Source organism: Rickettsia akari str. Hartford (assembly GCF_000018205.1).
Lineage (GTDB): Bacteria > Pseudomonadota > Alphaproteobacteria > Rickettsiales > Rickettsiaceae > Rickettsia > Rickettsia akari.
This window is the reverse complement of record NC_009881.1, coordinates 1052078-1069281: the sequence shown is the minus strand read 5'-3', so window position 1 is coordinate 1069281 and position 17204 is coordinate 1052078. Positions and strand designations below refer to the sequence as shown.

Below are 17204 nucleotides of genomic sequence, written 5' to 3'. Positions count from 1 at the left end.
GCAGCCATACGGATGCTTGCAATGACGGCTCGGTACCCACACACGCAGCAAAACATTACAACCCCACTAGACTTTTAGCAAAATCATGTCGGTGGAATATTTTTAAGTCTTCTATCTTCTCGCCTATACCGATAAAGTATACAGGTAGATTAAATTTCTGTACCACTCCGACAAGCACTCCGGCTTTAGCACTACCGTCGAGTTTAGTCACGATAAGCCCTGTCAAATTAGTAGCATTGTTAAAATGCTCGATTTGGTTATAAGTATTTTGTCCTGTAATAGCATCAATTACTAAAATGCTATGAGTATGAGCATGCCCGTCTAGTTTTGTTATAACTTTTACAATCTTAGACAGTTCATCCATCAAATTTTTCTTATTATGAAGCCTACCTGCTGTGTCAAGAAACAGCATATCTATATTTTGTTTTATTGACTCTTCCATAGCACGGTAAGCAACACTCGCAGGGTCAGCCGATTCTTCACCAGTAATAAGTAGTGCATTTGCTCTATCTACCCAACTGCTTAGCTGATTCACGGCAGCTGCTCTAAAAGTATCACAGGCCGCAACCGCTACTTTTTTGCCTTGTGCTGAGTACATGGCAGCAAGCTTACCTATAGTGGTGGTTTTACCTGCTCCATTAACACCGCAAACTAAAATTACGTTTAATTTATTTTCGTTTAGTGTAAAAGGAATTTCTGCTTTTGATAGCTGCTGCTCTATTAATTCAGCTAGGGCTTCTTTTACTGTATCACTATCTATTTCTTTGTCAAATTTTACCTTTTTAAACTCTTCAATAATATTAGTTACTACCGAAATGCTCATATCACTTGCAATCAGTAGTTCTTCAAGCTCTTCTAAAGTTTCTGTATCTAATTTTTTCTTGTAAAATATTTTGTCTATACCTTCCGATATTTTATTAGAAGTTTTAGATAAACTTTGTTTTAATTTGCTAAATATCGAAATCATATTGGATAGTTTTTGTTTTGTAATGACTGGATTCCCATGTAGGCGGGAATCCAGATAAACCTATAAAAACTTGTTTTTATAGGTTTATCAAGTATTATTAGAATGACTTATTATGGATTCCTGCTCTCGCAGGAATGACATAGTAAGCAATGGTGACTAAGTTACTTATCTCTTTCTCTTATTCTTGCTTTTGTTTTTATTTCCGTCAGTAGTTTTATTGAATCTCCCTAAATTTTTAACAAATTTTTGTAGTCCGTTAAGTTCCGTTCCATATGTCCTAGTATATTCACGTACTGTTTCTATATCTTGTCTATGAGAATCATCTATTACTAATACTTCCTGTATAAAATTATTAGCATCAAACTTAATTTTGACTATCTTCTGCTTTTCAATTTTTGGATTGAGCCAAGCTCTTTGAGACATAACTCTTTCAACATAATACCAGGTATTTTGGGAATACTCCGGTACCATAGTAGGTGTACCTATTAACTCCACGACTTCTGTTTTATTTAGTTTTTTAGACTCTAATTTTACAAGTGCTACATCATCTATGGATTGTCCTCTATTTTCGATAGTTTTGCAGCCGCTTAAGGAAAAAAATGCTAATATACTAAAAATGTATGTTATAAAAATTTTCATAAGTTTAATTTTATCTAGATTTTATTACATGATTATAATATACTGCTTCAATAATTTGACAAATACTTTTTAATTTATATTGAGAGAGGCTTATAATGGCAGTTCCAAAGAAGAAAACATCAAAATCAAGACGTAATATGAGACGTTCGCATTTAGCACTTGGCAAAGTTAACGTAATAGTTGACTCGCAAACAGGTGAATATAAACTTCCGCATCACGTTTCTTTAGTCGATGGTACTTATAATAATCGTCAAGTAGTAACAAAGAGAATTGAAACGGAAGAAGCAGTAGCCTAAAGATTTTATGACCTGTAAAATTATTGGTTGCGGCGGGTATCTTCCTTCAAAAATAGTTAGTAATGATGAGCTTGCAAAATTTGTAGAGACTAATGATGAATGGATTAGAACAAGAAGCGGCATCTCACAACGTCATATAGCAGACGATAATGAATATACTTCCCATCTTGCTTTAAAATCAGCTGAACAAGCTATAGCAGATGCGAGGGTGTCGGCAAATGATGTTGATTTAATTATTACATGTACTACTACTTCCGATAATAGTTTTCCTTCTGTTGCTACTAAACTACATGGCTATCTTGGTTTAACTAATATACCATCTTTTGATTTACAAGCAGTATGTGCCGGTTTTGTTTATGGTTTACAAGTGGCGGATTCTCTTATTGCGTCCGGTAAATATAAAACTATTTTGCTTATAGGAGCCGAGAAAATGACCTCGCTCTTAGATTGGAATGACAGGTCTACTTGTGTTTTATTCGGTGATGGAGCAGGTAGCGTAATATTACAGCGTAGTAGTGATGATTCCGGATTAATAGATAGTAATATCTTTTCAAGCGGGGCTGATTATGAAATATTATACACAAGCGGTGGTATAAGCATGAACGGTACTAGCGGGAAAATAATAATGCAGGGCCAAAAATTATTTCGTCATGCAATAGAAAAAATGCAACAATCTATAGAAGATTTGCTGCATACTAATCAATTCAGTGTGAGCGGTATTGATTATTTTATACCTCATCAAGCAAATATCCGTATTATAAATAAACTCGCTGAACTATTAAATATAGAAGAGCATAAAGTAGTGAAAACCGTAGAAAAACACGCTAACTGCTCTGCTGCTTCTATTCCGCTTGCTTTGAGTACTCTAAAAGCATCAGGCAAAATAAAAAAAGGTGATATTCTACTATTTTCAGCTATCGGTGCAGGTTTAACTTGGGGTAGTGCATTAATTAGATGGTGAGTATACTCGTTTTATTTCAAAAATTGTCGTCGTTGTCTAATATTGCTTGATCCTCACATATTATATATATGTTGCCGGTTATAAGCTTCAAAATCGATTCCTCTTTTCTACATTAAACTTCATTTGTATATTTATCCAAAGTATCTACTTCGTATTATAAAAATGATATTTTTACCACATTTATTCATGAGTAATTGCATTTTATAATATTTTAGCCTTTAAACTAATAAAATAATGATATATACTAACTGACATAGCTTTTGGTTATGTGTAGTTTTATAACTAGCTAAAATGAATTCAATATTAATAAATTATAATCTCAAGGAGTTTAATTATGAAAACAAAAATTACATTAGCTTTTCTTGCATTATTTGTGCTTGCAGGGTGTAATACAACAAAAAGAACCGTAAAAATGGATGGTATGATGAGTCAGTGTGAAGAAACATCATTAATGAAAGATTTCGAGAAACATGCAGGTAATGCTGTATGGTTTGCTTTTGATAGTTCTTCTTTATCTCCAAAAGCTAAAGAAGAACTAGAAAGACAAGCTTGCTGGTTATCAAAGCATCCTGAAGTAAAAGCTACTGTGGAAGGACATTGCGATGAAAGAGGTACCAGAGAGTATAATTTAGGTTTAGGTGAAAGAAGAGCAGAAGCAGCAAAAAAATTCTTAGTTCATAAAGGAATCGACCATAGCAGATTAAATACCATCTCTTATGGTAAAGATAGACCTGCTATGATTGGTAATACTGAAGAAGCTTTTGCTTATAATCGTAGAGCTGTAACAGTTGTACATCACTAAAATTATTTACTGGTTATAGTATCCTAAAAGGTCGAGTTTACTACTCGGCTTTCTTTGTTTATACGTGGATACCAAATTGTCATTGTAGGCAGCAATAGGCTGCGTTGCAATCTCATGAAATAATAGCAGACTCCTGAGATTGCGTGTACGTACGGTTACTTTGTAATTGCCTCGCAATGACGAAAAAACTGATCCACATTGCCTTGTTTTTTAGACAATACCTCAAAAATATAAAAATTTTACTAGACTTAACTGCATAATAATTATATAAACTTCAAATGAAAAGGGGCTGTAGCTCAGTTGGTTAGAGCACGCCGCTCATAACGGTGTGGTCGTAGGTTCAAGTCCTACCAGCCCTACCACACAAATTCTTATTTAAATTCGTATTAGCACTGAATTTATAATGATTAATCTAAAAACACTGTCTTGGTATCTTGCTAAATTATATTCTAAGTGTTTCCTTGTTATACTATTTCTTTTAATCGTGCTATTAATTATCTCAAACATTTTTGATCTTTTGCAAAAATTCAAAAATATTTATGTTCCTTTTAGTTTTTTTTGGAGACTTATTTTATATAAGATTCCTTATTTACTAGGTCAAGTATGTTCGTTAATCAGTTTTACCGCTATGTTATTTTTTCTTAGCAATCTAACAAAAAATAATGAATTAACGGCTATGTTATCTAGCGGTATTCATATTTGGCAAGTGCTTGTTATTCCATGTATTGTAACTTTAATTTTAGGTATAGTTTTTACGACTATATTGAATCCTATCGGTACTATAGGCTTACAAAAATATGAGTTATTAGAAGCAAAACTAACTAAAAAAGCCTTGAGTGAGGGTATAATATCTAAATCAGGTTTATTATTTTTTGAATCTTTAAATGGGGAAAATCAAATTATCCAAACACAATTTATTAATGTTGCCGAGAAAAAATTAAATAATATTACAATTTTATTTGTTGATAGTAATAATTCTTTTTTAAAGAGAATTGATGCATTATACGGTATTATTGAAAATAAAATGTTACATTTAAAGAGAGTGAAGGTTTGTACAAAAGAGGAAACTAAGGCTTACAATAATTTAACTATACAGACAAATTTATCAATTAATAGTTTAGTAAATAAATTTATTCGTCCTGAAATGGTTTCTATTTGGTCTTTACCTAAATTAATTAATGAATTATTCAATTCAGGTTTACCCGCTATTAATTATCAAATTTATTATTATAAGCAATTATTTAAGCCTATAATGATGATGGCAACCGTAATTTTAGCAAGTTGTTTTATTAGTCTTAAACAGCGTGATAATTCCCAAGAAAAAATACTGATATTAGGTTTATTTTTAGGTTTTATAGCATATTCGTTATCAGAAATATTATTAAAAATACTTACTTATAATAATTTGTCTTTAACTGCTGCTATTTTATTGCCTAGTATGCTAATATTCTTCATTAGTAACTTTATTATTTTACATTATAAGGAAATTTAATATATACTCGTTTAATTTGAAAATTGTCTGCGTCGCTTCTCATTTTTGATCCTCACGTAGTATTCTACGCTGCGGTCAAAAATTCCGAGGCTTCTTGCTCTTTTCCAAATTAAACTTCATCTATAATTAAATTTTTATTTACTATGGGATTGTTTGTTTTATTAACAGTTCCATAGGAGCGTTTTTAGAATTTAGAGAGCAAAAATAAAATGATAATGAAATTTTTGGAAGGTTTTTTTTCCGGTATGGCCATCGATCTTGGTACGGCAAATACTATTGTATATCAAAAAAGTCGTGGAATTGTTTTAAGGGAACCTTCTGTTATTGCGTTAATAAAAAAAGACGGTGCTTTTGTACCTTATGCTTATGGTCATGAAGCAAAAATGATGCTTGGGCGTACTCCTACGGATATTGAAGCAAAAAGACCTTTAAAAGACGGTGTTATTGCCGATTTTAAGGGTGCAGAGGAAATGATAAAGTATTTTATTAGAATGGTGCATAATCGTCGCTCTTTTTTTGGTCCGACAATTGTTATTTGTGTGCCTTCCGGTTCTACGCCGGTTGAGCGTCGTGCTATTCAAGAAGCAGCAGAAAGTGCAGGTGGTAGGGATGTTTATTTAATTGAAGAACCTATGGCGGCAGCGATTGGTGCAGGTCTACCCGTAACGGAAGCGACCGGTTCGATGATTGTTGATATTGGAGGAGGCACTACCGAAGTTGCAGTTTTGTCACTAGGGGGCATAGTATATGCAAGGTCGGTAAGAGTCGGCGGTGATAAGATGGATGAAGCTATTATCTCATACATAAGAAGGCACTATAACCTATTGATAGGTGAGGCTACTGCCGAAAAGATAAAGCAAGCAATAGGTACGGCTTATGTAGATGAAAACGCTGAACCGAGAAAAATGGAAATTAAAGGACGTGATTTAATTTACGGTATTCCTAAAGAAATGATATTGAACGAAAGACAAATTGCTGATAGTCTAATTGAGCCGGTAAGTCAAATTGTTGAAGCGGTAAAAGTGGCATTAGAAGCAACGCCTCCTGAATTATCTTCAGATATAGTGGATAAGGGAATTGTATTAACAGGCGGCGGCTCATTATTACGAAATCTTGATTTTGTTCTTAGTGAAGCCACTAAATTGCCTGTGATAGTTGCAGATGATGCCCTCTCTTGTGTGGCACTTGGAACAGGAAAAGTACTTGAAGATTTTACAAAGCTAAAACATGTACTATTTAAACAGGATTAACAATGGCAATACTTGCAAATAGAGTAAAAAATTCTTCAAATTCATTAGAATTAATAAGAATAATATCAAATACTCTTAAGCGTTTTTTTGTTATATTTTGGCTTGGATTGTCTGTATATTTATTTTTTACTACGCCTAAAAAAATATCTAGTATATCACTTGAAGTAACCGGTAGTATAGTATCAACCGGTTTAGCAGTTTATGAAGATATATTTGGATATATAAATTCAATAACACAAAAATTTGTTTATTTTCAAGATTTAGAACGACAAAATATAGAACTTAAACTTGAAATAGCAAGGTTACAACGTTTGCAAAGTGAAGTAGAATCGGTAAGAGCTGAAAATATTGCATTAAAAGATTTGTTAACGATTGCTGAGGAAGAAGAGTTTGAATACATTACTGCTAAATTACTTAGTGTTTCCTTTAATCCTTTTTCTAGAACTGCTTTGATTTCTGCAGGTAAAAAGCAAGGCATTGAACCTGATCAAATCGTGGTTAATTCAAGAAAATTAATAGGAAAAGTAATAGAAGTGAGTAATAATTATGCTAAAGTAATGTTAATTAGCGATATTAATTCTAGAATACCTATTAGAGCTAATTCTTCAAGAGAACAAGGTATTTTAGCAGGTAATAATAATAATAGTAAAATTTTATACTTGCCTAACAATCACTTAGTACAAAAAGATGAGGAGATAGTAACCTCCGGACACGGTAATATTTATCCTGCAGGTATTTTAGTGGGTTATGTGTCTAAAGTTACGGAACATGATGTTATGGTAAATGTAGCAGCTGATCTATCTAAAACGGAATTTGTGCAAGTATTGTTACCTAAGGAATAATGACAAATGGTTATTTGGGCATTATTGCCGAATATATTTGTATAATAATCTATAAATTAAAATTTTATCAAATACTGCATCATAGAAAACGTTACTATGTATGGGAAATAGATATTATTGTGTTACATAATAAAGACATTGTTTTTATTGTAAGTCAAAGCAAGAATCTCTACAATTTATGATAGATTTGTATCTTTCAATCAGCAAAGAAGAATTATTAGGGCTGCTGAAATATTTTTAAGTAGCAATTCTAAATATAGAAATTATAATATCAGGTTTGATTTGGTAATTATGAGGTCTTATAAATTACCTATAATTATAAAAAATGTTTTGTAATACTCGTTGTTGTTGTATGGCTCCGGCTATGCGGAAGGCATTGTTGCGTGGGTCAGTTTTTCTGTTATTGCTAGGAAATTACGAAGTAATTGACGAAGCACTCTCAGAATATTTGATGAAATTGCCACGCAGTCTACGACTGCTCGCAATGACGTGGTGGTATCCATATAACAAGGATGGTAATACTCGACAAATTTTGTATATATCTATCCTTTATTTATTCAGAGGTTATTAATATGGCACTTGCTACTAAGGTAAAAGAATTTTTAGAAGAAAAATTAAAACAAGAAAAAATCAATCGTAAATATCTTTCCGAAGTCACTAATATCCCTTATACAACTGTTAGTAGAATTATGAGAGCGGAAGCTAATCGTGAATTCAATCCTGAAATAGATACTATTTTAAAAATAGCAAAATATTTTAATTGTACTATGGATGAGGTAATAAAAAGAAAAGTACCGCATAATTCATAAAGGTTGATGTAAGCGCATTTTGCATGACTCACCTGTACTTTATCTACTGCTTTCGCAGGCTTGCATTTAAAGTCATCTTGTCTGAATCTTTCTGAAATATGCTGTACCTACGAAATAAAATATAAAATATGACAATAAAAAATAAAGGACTGATTATAATTTTATCTTCTCCTTCAGGTACTGGTAAGTCAAGTTTAGCTAAAGCATTATTGAAAATAGATAATAATTTACGTTTATCTATTTCGGCAACTACAAGAAAACCACGTTTAGGAGAAGTAGATGGCATACACTATTACTTTAAGACCAGTCTAGAATTTAAAGAATTAGTTAAGCAGAATAAATTTTTTGAATATGCTAAAATATACGATAATTATTACGGTACGCCTAAAGAATATGTCGAAATGTTATTAAATCAAGGCTTAGACGTTTTGTTTGATATTGATTGGCAAGGAGCAAAGAGCATTAAGAAAAATGCTACTAATGTTGTTGCTATATTTATATTGCCTCCTAGTATTGAAATACTGGAACAACGCTTAAGGAAGAGAGCTACCGATAATGAAGAAGCAATAAAATTACGTATGAAGTCGGCACAAAACGAAATGTCACATGCTAATGAGTACGATTATGTGATTACTAACGATGATTTTAGCCATACTCTTAAAAAAATACATGCTATTATAGTTGCAGAACGGGAAAAAGCTTTTTGACTTTATCACTTTTCCTTTTTATACTGAAAATTGGAAGCTTAACTGGTGAATTTCAAAAATTGGCTACGTCGTTCTGCAAGATCTCCGGTGCTGAATGTTTCAGTATATGCTCCGCTCCTTGCCTTGTGCACCGATTACTCTTTTTGAAATTGACCTTCGTCTACTGGATTCTTCATTTTACTTCGGATTATACTAGTTTAAATGCTTAGAAAACAATTCCTTTTATCAATAATAAAACATTTTAAAACTCATAAAGTTTGTGCTTTGTTAGGGCAAAGACGGTGCAGAAAACTACTCTTTCTAAACAATTTGCAGAAGCTTATAATATTTCTAAAATCAATATTTTTGACATTGAAGATCCTTTAGATTTAGCAAGGTTAAATGAACCGATGCTTGCTTGATCTGATCTCAAATGGTTTGTTATTATCGATGAAATTCAGTATAAACCTAATCTATTTCCTATTTTTAAGAGTTCTTGTTGATACAACTGATATTAAATTTTAGTACTAGGCAAGTGCATCAAGAGACTTAATTAAACAAGGTTCTGAAACGCTGGTCGGGGTGGGGTTGTAGGATAAGCTATATTGAAATGACCCCGGTGTTTGCCCTATCTGAAGTGTCAGGCACTCAAAAATTATGGGTACGCGGCGGATTTCCTTTATCATATCTTGCAGATGATAAAGAGTTAAGTACTTTATGGCGTCAACATTATATTAAAACATTGTTAGAAAGAGATATACCAAATTTAGGTTTGACAATAGGTCTTGGTTAATGCTTCAGAACTTGGAAATTCTCTACATATCTCATATCATACCGCAAAGCATTATTTAGATATTTTAGAAGGAACTTTTATGATCCGTTTTTTGCAGCCTTGGTATGAAAATCTTAAGAAAAGACATGTTAAAACTCCTAAAATTTTTTTAGAGATAGCGAAACACATCACAATTTATTAGTGTTACAGAAGCATTAAATACTAATCCTAAAATCGGTGCATCATGGGAGGGATTTGCTTTAGAACAAATTATTAGATACCATAAAGTTAAGGCTAAGGAATGCTATTTTTGGTCATCTCATAACGGAGCAGCACTAGATTTTAATTTTTAAAAATGGCACACGTTTAAGTTTTGACATTAAATATACAAACACACCGAGTATTACAAAACCAATGCAAACATCCTTAGAAGATTTAAAGCTTGATCAAATTAATGTAATATTCCAAAGTGATATTAGCTTTAAATTGTCAGAACAAATATAGGCAATAGGTCTCTCCTGCTTAATTCAAAATGATACAAGAGCTGCAACTATGTAGTTACAGCTCTTAGAATGTTACATTATTTCACATCCAAATTTTTTAGCACCTTTGCCGGCAAGTTTTGTTTGCTGAGCTTCATAATCATTATGCATTTGATTCGAAGTCTGATGATCATTCGTTGAATGTGGCGTCGCGGTAGTTACCATACTTTTCACAGGTTTAGATTTTATTTCCTTTGATAAAGTGGTTACTCTAGATTTAATTCTTTCTAATTCTGCTAATGTATCCATATCATTACTTTGTTTACTCATATTTCATCCTATATTTTATTTGTTAAATTTTATCTTATCCACACGTTATTTGGTTTTTTTTGTTGAACTTGGTTACTTTGCTCAACTTGATAATTTTTTGTGGTAGCTATTGGGTTATTTAAAGAATCTTTTATTCTATTTGCTTCACGTTGAGCATTAATTTTACTACATATATTTTTACGTACATCTTGATCTTCACTGCTTAAATTTTTATTATTGACTATTGCTTTCTGTTGGTTATTGAGTAAAGAATGCTTCTGTTTAAATTCTTGATGTTTGTTAGGAGCTAGAGTATTTTTTGATTTCTCTATAGCATCTCTAAGCTTATTTATTTTTTTTTGGTTTTCTTGATGAAACACCTTAACACTTTCTATTTCTTCTTGAACGTGGTTTTGAACTTTTCTAGCTTCTTTTACTACAGTGTTTTTAATTGCAAGATTTTCTTTCTTTACTTCTAAATTCTCTTCTAATTCTTTAATTTGCTCAGGTAATAAATTTTTATCTTTTAATTTCTCAGTTAAAGCATCAATCTCTTTTTCTATAATCTCTTTTTCTTCATTAGTTTTTTTTAGTATTATATTTACTTTTTCTTTCTCCTCTTGAAGTTCTGCAAATTTTTGTCTACGCTCTTCTATTTCTTCTTGAGTTAAAATATTTTTATTAATAGCCTGTTCATCGATTATCTCTTCTCCATTTTCATTTATTTTAACCATTGTTTCTATAGAAGGAGATAATTCTCTATATTCTTCTAATTTACTCTTAAATCTATCATGAATAGCATTCAGTTCCTGCATTTGTCTTGCAGCTTCCATTTTATGTTGTATTATTGCTGCTTCCAATTCTCGTTGTTTTTCTAATTGTTCTAGCTCTTTTTGAGTAATTTCAGAATTAAGCTGGCTTTCTGCTAGTTCTTGCTTTTTTAATGCTATAGCCTCTACTTTTTCTGCTATATCATTAATAAAAGTACTATCAGATTTAATATTGCGAGCTGCACTTACTAATCTATTTAACTCTGCAGGATTATTAGTAGCGGTAATTTGAGCAAGAATATCTTTGATAGCATTAAGTGCTTGAGGATCAGCGATTTTTTCTTTTTGTGGATATTCTTTATTTGTAATTTCACTCACAATAACCTTCTATCTGTGTTTCCATCGTACACAAAAACGTTAACAACAATTAGTAATTCAGTCAAGAAAATTTTAATAAAAATTAATTTTGTATTTCTAACCATTGATTTAATAACTCGTCTAGTTTCTTTTTATCATTAATTAATTGACTAGTAATACGGTTATATTGTTGAAGATTATCTAAATATAGATTAACATCTTCAATTTCTTTTTCTAAGTATTTGATGGATATTTCTAGCTTTTCGATATCGTCGGGCAATGTTTCAAGCAAACGCTGGTATTTATAAGATAGCTTTTTATTTGTAGGTGCTTTTTGAGAGGCTAGTGGTAGTGCTTTTGAAGTTTTGTTAGTTATAGGAGAGGTAGTAAAATACTGTTTATAATCTTCGTAACATCCTGTTAAGTCATGAATTTTACCTTGAGCAAAGACTAAAGTTCTAGTAACTAACTTATCTAAGAAGTAACGATCATTGCTCACGCAAATAATAATACCGTTATAAGATTTAACAAATTCTTCTAGCCACTCAATCGTTTCAATATCTAGATGATTGGTCGGTTCATCAAGTAGTAATGTTTCCGGCGCTAATTAAAGCCTTAGCAAGGCTTGCTCTTCTAAGCTGACTGCCATGAATAGGTTGATAAGTTATCTGTTCAGCTTATTTGTAATTGGTCTAGAATTATATCGATTTGGTATTTATCTATTTCTTTTGTACTATCTGTTTATTGTAAGATAAAATCGTAAACAGTTAGATTAGTCTTTATAGAAACATATTGTCTTAAATAGCCAATTGTAATTGCAGAATCTTGAAATAGTTCGCCGTTATCTAGTTCATAATCCCCTGATATTACTTTCATTAAGCCTGATTTTCCGCAGCCGTTACGTCCTATAAGACAAATCTTTTATCACTTTTGTATAAATAAAGTGCTAAATCAGATAAGATTACTTTATCGGCAAAACTTAGATTACCACTTTTGATGTAATAAATTTGGATCATGAAATGGAATATATTGTTGATGTTGTTGCATATGCAAAATCCGTCATTGTGAGCGACTGAATGCTTTGTTGCATTGCTCAAGAAACCTGCTCGATGTCATTCACGCGTAGCGTGGTTGCGCGGACCGGTTTTCCGTCATTGCGAGAAGAATTACATAGTAATTCGACGAAGCAATCCAGTAAAAAATGCTAATTTACAGAATTTTTTTTCATCTTTTTCTGGATTGCTCGCAATGACGGTTTTGGCATCTACGCAATAATACCTGCCCACGTAAGCAGGAATCTAGTACTTTAAAGCCTTTTTAAAAACTTTATTTGAATAAAATCTTGATATAAAATGCTTTTTTAAAGCCCGATTTATCTTGCCTTGCGCTGGATTCACGCTTTTGCTGGAATAACATCAACCGATCCATGCAACAACGCCTTTAGTTTCTTGCAATGACTGTGTAGGAATCAAACTCTCTTAATTACTAAACTAGCATTAGTACCGCCGAATCCAAATGAATTAGAAAGCACGTAGTCTATTTTAGTTTCTCTAGCTTTTAATTTTACTAAATCTATCTTAACCTCATCCATGGGGTTATCTAAATTTAAAGTTGGCGGTGCAATCTGATCTCGAATTGCAAGAGCTGAAAAGATAAACTCAACGCTTCCTGCTGCACCGAGTAAATGTCCTATTGATGATTTAGTAGAAGACATTAAAATTTGAGGATTCGCTTCTAAAAATAATTTTTGTACGGCTGCTAATTCTATCTCATCACCGAGATTAGTAGAAGTGCCATGTGCATTAATGTAATCAATCATATTGGGGGTGATAGCTGCATCTAGCATTGCATTTCTCATCGCTCTATAAGCCCCTCTACCTTCAGGATGTGGTGCTGTCATATGGTACGCATCACCTGTAGAGCCGTATCCTATAACTTCACCGTAAATTTTAGCCCCTCGATTTAAGGCATGCTCATATTCTTCCAAGACTACAACGCCTGCTCCTTCACCCATAACAAAACCGCTGCGGTCTTTATCCCAAGGTCTTGAGGCTTTTTCAGGATTATCGTTATATTTAGTACATAATGCTCTAGCAGCAACGAAACCTGCAACTCCAACAGGTGTAACTGGAGCTTCTGCACCGCCTGCGACCATAACGTCTGCATAGCCGTGTTTTATCATACGCATAGCATCGCCTATAGCATGTGCTCCTGTAGAGCAAGCCGTTACTGCTGCTTGATTTGGACCGCTAAAACCGTATTTTATAGACACAAGACCGGATAAAAGATTAATTAGTGATGCAGGAATAAAGAAGGGACTAACTTTGCCATTATTTTCTTGATAAAGCTTGATAGAGGTATCTTCGATCATTTTAAGCCCGCCGATTCCTGAACCTAATATCAAGCCGGTTCTATCACGAGATTCTTCATTTTCGGGTAACCAGCCGCTATCTTCAACTGCTTCGGTTGCGGCTGCTACTCCGTAATGGATAAATTTATCCATTTTACTTAGTCTATTAACGTTATCTGCTTGCGTGAAATTTTCAAGTTTAAATCCATCTTTCTCAGAGTAATCTATAAGTCCAGCAATTTTACACGCAAGTTTAGAAGCATCAAATTCCGTAATAGTTTTTATACCGCTTACCCCATTTACAATATTTTTCCAAGATGAGCTAACATTAAGCCCAACAGGAGTAACAAGTCCAAGTCCGGTAATAACTACTCTTTTATTTACTCTTTGATTCGACATTTTTAATTATCTATTAGGGATTTAATTGATGTAGATTAAGATTGGCGTTCTTTGATATATGTTATAACATCGGATACGGTTTTAATTTTAGTGGCTTCATCATCAGGGATCTCAATACCGTACTCAACTTCTATTGCCATCATTAACTCTACGGTATCAAGGCTATCGGCTGCCAAATCTTCTATAAATCTTGAATTCGTAGTTATTATCGATTTATCTTTATTTAGCTTTTCAGCAACCATTTCAATAACTTTCTGTTCGATCTTGTCCGTTATACTCATAATTTTGAACTCCATAAATCATTTAATTTTATATGCCGTATAATAGCGATTATTCAGCTATTATACTTTTTTTAACTGGTATAAATATTTATTTAAAATATTCATAGCATTTTATCTTTAGAAGCACTTCTAGCACAAAAAATTATTTTATGCTAGCACAAAATTTTACACCATTAACATTCCACCGTTTACGTGAATAGTTTGGCCGGTAATATATGATGCCTGATCGCTTGCTAAAAATGCTACTGCGTTTGCCACGTCTTCCGGCATACCGTAAGTGCCTAGCGGAATTTTTTGTACTATGGCTTCTCTTTGTTGTGCGTTTAGTTTATCGGTCATATCTGATTTAATAAATCCTGGAGCTACTGCATTAACCGTAATTCCTCTGGTTGCAACTTCATAAGAGAGCGATTTGGTCATACCTATTAAGCCTGCTTTAGAAGCACAATAATTAGCCTGCCCTGGGTTACCTGAAATTCCTACTATTGAAGATATGTTAATAATGCGTCCATATCTGTTTTGCATCATTTTTTTTATTGCTTCACGATTTAAAATAAAATTTGCTTTTAAATTAATATCAATAACTTTGTTAAAATCTTCATCTTTCATTCTAATTGCTAGTGTATCGCTAGTAATACCCGCGTTACATACTAAAATATCTAGCTTTAGTGCTTTAGATATTAAATTGCTGCACTCTTCTTTATCTGCAAGATTACATACTGCTATCGTATAATTATCTTTTAAAACATTTCCAAGGGATTTTAATTTTTCCTCATGACTACCGCTAATAATTACATGACTTCCGAGTTTGTGCAGTAACCTCGCTATAGCTCCACCTATACCTCCTGAAGCTCCCGTAATTAAAGCAGTTTTAGCTGTTAAATCAATCATTTTCGTCCTCCATTTGATCAAGATTTATATTAATAATTTTTGACGATTTTTCACGTATTATTTTCTCAATTTCGTTGGAAATTTGTGGATGTTCTTTTAAATATTGTTTGACGTTTTCACGTCCTTGTCCAATGCGTACGTTATTATAGGAAAACCAAGAGCCGGATTTCTCAACAATATCAAGCTTAACTCCAAGATCGATTATCTCGCCTTCTTTTGAAATACCTGAACCGTACATTATATCAAAATCTGCAGTTTTGAATGGAGGAGATACTTTGTTTTTGACTACTTTTACTCTAGTTTGGCTGCCTATCACTTCTTCTTTATCTTTAATGGAGCCTATTCTTCTTATATCGATCCTAACAGAAGCATAGAATTTCAAAGCATTACCGCCTGTCGTAGTTTCAGGACTGCCGAACATCACACCTATTTTCATTCTGATTTGGTTGATGAAAACAGTAATACAATTGGTACGATTAATTGATGCGGTAAGTTTACGGAGTGCCTGGCTCATTAATCTTGCTTGAGAAGCCATTTGTGCATCACCCATCTCGCCCTCAATCTCTGATTTCGGTACTAAAGCCGCAACACTATCTATTATTATCATATCAATACCGCCGGAGCGAATTAAAGTATCAGTAATTTCTAAGGCTTGTTCACCTGTATCAGGCTGCGAAATAATAAGCTCGTCAATATTTACGCCAAGTTTTTTCGCATAAGCAGGGTCTAATGCATGCTCGGCATCAATAAAAGCACATGTACCACCCTTTTTCTGTGCTTCGGCGATTAAATGTAGTGTTAGAGTGGTTTTACCTGAGCTTTCAGGACCAAAAATCTCGATAATTCTGCCTTTAGGAACACCACCGATTCCAAGAGCTATATCTAGCCCAAGTGAGCCGGTAGATACGGCTTCTATATCAACATTCGGACGTTGCCCGAGTTTCATCACAGAACCTTTACCGTAGCTTTTTTCGATTTGCACGAGTGCTGCGGCAATGGCTCTTTCCTTATCTGTATTTGACATAAATTTCCATATTATAAACTTACCAATTAAAATATAAGCTTGAGCAAGAAAAATCAAATTTTATTTATGTTATTTGTGCTTGTAAGATTAAATCTTGACTTCCATACTAGATGATGCTTCGATGTTAAATTTACTTGTGCTATAAATGTGCTATAAATTTAAAAGCTAATTAAGGTCACATAGTTTCCGAAAAAGATAGATTTAGTAAAACCATTGGTTAAATAACTTATCACCTAGGGTATCACAATTTCCACAAACTGAATATATACTAAAGATAATTCATCATTTACATATTATAAATTTAGATGGCATATTTTAATGATTTTAAGCATTTTCTTACTTTTAGTATCAATGTATGCATACAATCTTGCATGCTGTTAGGCCTACTATAATGCTTGATTTAAAACCATATACTTTACAACAATTGTGGATAATCAATACATATGCATTAGTATTATCAGGTCTTTTAATTACCGCAGGTGCATTACATTAGGAGATAGATTTTGTTGTAAAAGATTATTACTTTGTGGGCTTTTAGTTTTTTATCGCTTCAATGTTAGTTTATGTATTTGATAGCTCATGGGGCTTAGCATTATGCCGTGTTTTACTTGGGTTAGGAGGATGAATTATTATGCCTTCCACTTTATCGATGTTGCGTAATATTTTTACTAATACACATGAACGTATGATCGCAATATCATTGTGTGGAATCATGGTAACCGTAGGAGAAGCTATAGGACCCGTACTGGGGGAGTATTGGTTGATCTTTTAAGTTGGCAATTTGCATTTTTTATAAACGCACCTATTGCATTAGTAATTATTGCT

General features: G+C 32.9%; 16 protein-coding genes, 1 tRNA gene and 2 pseudogenes. 10 read left to right on the top strand and 9 right to left on the bottom strand.

The window, feature by feature from the left end:
- Positions 1-55 precede the first annotated feature (55 nt).
- Positions 56-967 carry a signal recognition particle-docking protein FtsY gene (ftsY, locus tag A1C_RS05385; protein ID WP_012150068.1) on the bottom strand — a complete coding sequence of 304 codons (912 nt, stop codon included), beginning with the start codon at positions 965-967 and terminating at the stop codon, positions 56-58.
- Between the two features lie 165 nt (positions 968-1132).
- A complete protein-coding gene (locus A1C_RS05380) occupies positions 1133-1606 on the bottom strand; it encodes an outer membrane protein assembly factor BamE (protein WP_012150067.1) in 474 nt (157 codons plus the stop codon).
- Between the two features lie 95 nt (positions 1607-1701).
- Here A1C_RS05380 and rpmF point away from each other — a divergent pair, with 95 nt between their 5' ends.
- The 10 genes and pseudogenes from rpmF (at position 1702) to A1C_RS07340 (ending at position 10020) form a co-directional block, all read left to right on the top strand.
- A complete protein-coding gene (gene rpmF, locus A1C_RS05375; RefSeq protein WP_012150066.1) occupies positions 1702-1902 on the top strand; it encodes a 50S ribosomal protein L32 in 201 nt (66 codons plus the stop codon).
- Positions 1903-1909: 7 nt separating this feature from the next.
- Entirely contained in the window at positions 1910-2863 is a 954-nt protein-coding gene (locus A1C_RS05370) for a beta-ketoacyl-ACP synthase III (protein WP_012150065.1), read from the top strand.
- Between the two features lie 334 nt (positions 2864-3197).
- The gene (pal, locus tag A1C_RS05365) at positions 3198-3665 is read left to right on the top strand and encodes a peptidoglycan-associated lipoprotein Pal (RefSeq protein ID WP_012150064.1); all 468 of its coding nucleotides are present in this window, start codon (positions 3198-3200) and stop codon (positions 3663-3665) included.
- Positions 3666-3950: 285 nt separating this feature from the next.
- Positions 3951-4027: transfer RNA gene (locus A1C_RS05360), tRNA-Met, on the top strand.
- A gap of 41 nt (positions 4028-4068) precedes the next feature.
- Entirely contained in the window at positions 4069-5157 is a 1089-nt protein-coding gene (locus A1C_RS05355) for an LptF/LptG family permease (RefSeq protein ID WP_012150063.1), read from the top strand.
- Positions 5158-5366: 209 nt separating this feature from the next.
- Positions 5367-6407 carry a rod shape-determining protein gene (locus A1C_RS05350; RefSeq protein ID WP_012150062.1) on the top strand — a complete coding sequence of 347 codons (1041 nt, stop codon included), beginning with the start codon at positions 5367-5369 and terminating at the stop codon, positions 6405-6407.
- A 2-nt stretch (positions 6408-6409) separates the two neighbouring features.
- Positions 6410-7249 carry a rod shape-determining protein MreC gene (gene mreC / locus A1C_RS05345; protein ID WP_012150061.1) on the top strand — a complete coding sequence of 280 codons (840 nt, stop codon included), beginning with the start codon at positions 6410-6412 and terminating at the stop codon, positions 7247-7249.
- A gap of 572 nt (positions 7250-7821) precedes the next feature.
- The gene (locus A1C_RS05340) at positions 7822-8058 is read left to right on the top strand and encodes a helix-turn-helix transcriptional regulator (protein ID WP_012150060.1); all 237 of its coding nucleotides are present in this window, start codon (positions 7822-7824) and stop codon (positions 8056-8058) included.
- Positions 8059-8186: 128 nt separating this feature from the next.
- The gene (gene gmk / locus A1C_RS05335; protein ID WP_012150059.1) at positions 8187-8765 is read left to right on the top strand and encodes a guanylate kinase; all 579 of its coding nucleotides are present in this window, start codon (positions 8187-8189) and stop codon (positions 8763-8765) included.
- 201 nt (positions 8766-8966) lie between these two features.
- Positions 8967-10020, top strand: a pseudogene (locus A1C_RS07340) (ATP-binding protein).
- A 71-nt stretch (positions 10021-10091) separates the two neighbouring features.
- Here the strand turns inward: A1C_RS07340 and A1C_RS05325 are convergent.
- The 7 genes and pseudogenes from A1C_RS05325 to recA all read right to left on the bottom strand — a co-directional run bounded on the left by A1C_RS05325 (position 10092) and on the right by recA (position 16379).
- Positions 10092-10328 carry a hypothetical protein gene (locus A1C_RS05325; RefSeq protein WP_012150055.1) on the bottom strand — a complete coding sequence of 79 codons (237 nt, stop codon included), beginning with the start codon at positions 10326-10328 and terminating at the stop codon, positions 10092-10094.
- A 29-nt stretch (positions 10329-10357) separates the two neighbouring features.
- Positions 10358-11455 carry a coiled-coil domain-containing protein gene (locus A1C_RS05320; protein ID WP_012150054.1) on the bottom strand — a complete coding sequence of 366 codons (1098 nt, stop codon included), beginning with the start codon at positions 11453-11455 and terminating at the stop codon, positions 10358-10360.
- Positions 11456-11537: 82 nt separating this feature from the next.
- Positions 11538-12450 (bottom strand): annotated as a pseudogene (locus tag A1C_RS07335) (ATP-binding cassette domain-containing protein).
- 452 nt (positions 12451-12902) lie between these two features.
- The gene (gene fabF / locus A1C_RS05310; RefSeq protein WP_012150053.1) at positions 12903-14183 is read right to left on the bottom strand and encodes a beta-ketoacyl-ACP synthase II; all 1281 of its coding nucleotides are present in this window, start codon (positions 14181-14183) and stop codon (positions 12903-12905) included.
- Between the two features lie 35 nt (positions 14184-14218).
- Positions 14219-14479 (bottom strand): acyl carrier protein, encoded by a 261-nt coding sequence (gene acpP, locus A1C_RS05305; RefSeq protein ID WP_198282961.1) that lies wholly within the window; start codon positions 14477-14479, stop codon positions 14219-14221.
- Positions 14480-14629: 150 nt separating this feature from the next.
- On the bottom strand, positions 14630-15355 hold the full coding sequence (fabG, locus tag A1C_RS05300; RefSeq protein ID WP_012150051.1) for a 3-oxoacyl-ACP reductase FabG: 726 nt from the start codon (positions 15353-15355) through the stop codon (positions 14630-14632).
- Entirely contained in the window at positions 15348-16379 is a 1032-nt protein-coding gene (recA, locus tag A1C_RS05295) for a recombinase RecA (RefSeq protein WP_041816795.1), read from the bottom strand. Before recA ends, fabG begins: the two co-directional genes overlap by 8 nt.
- Positions 16380-17204 lie beyond the last annotated feature (825 nt).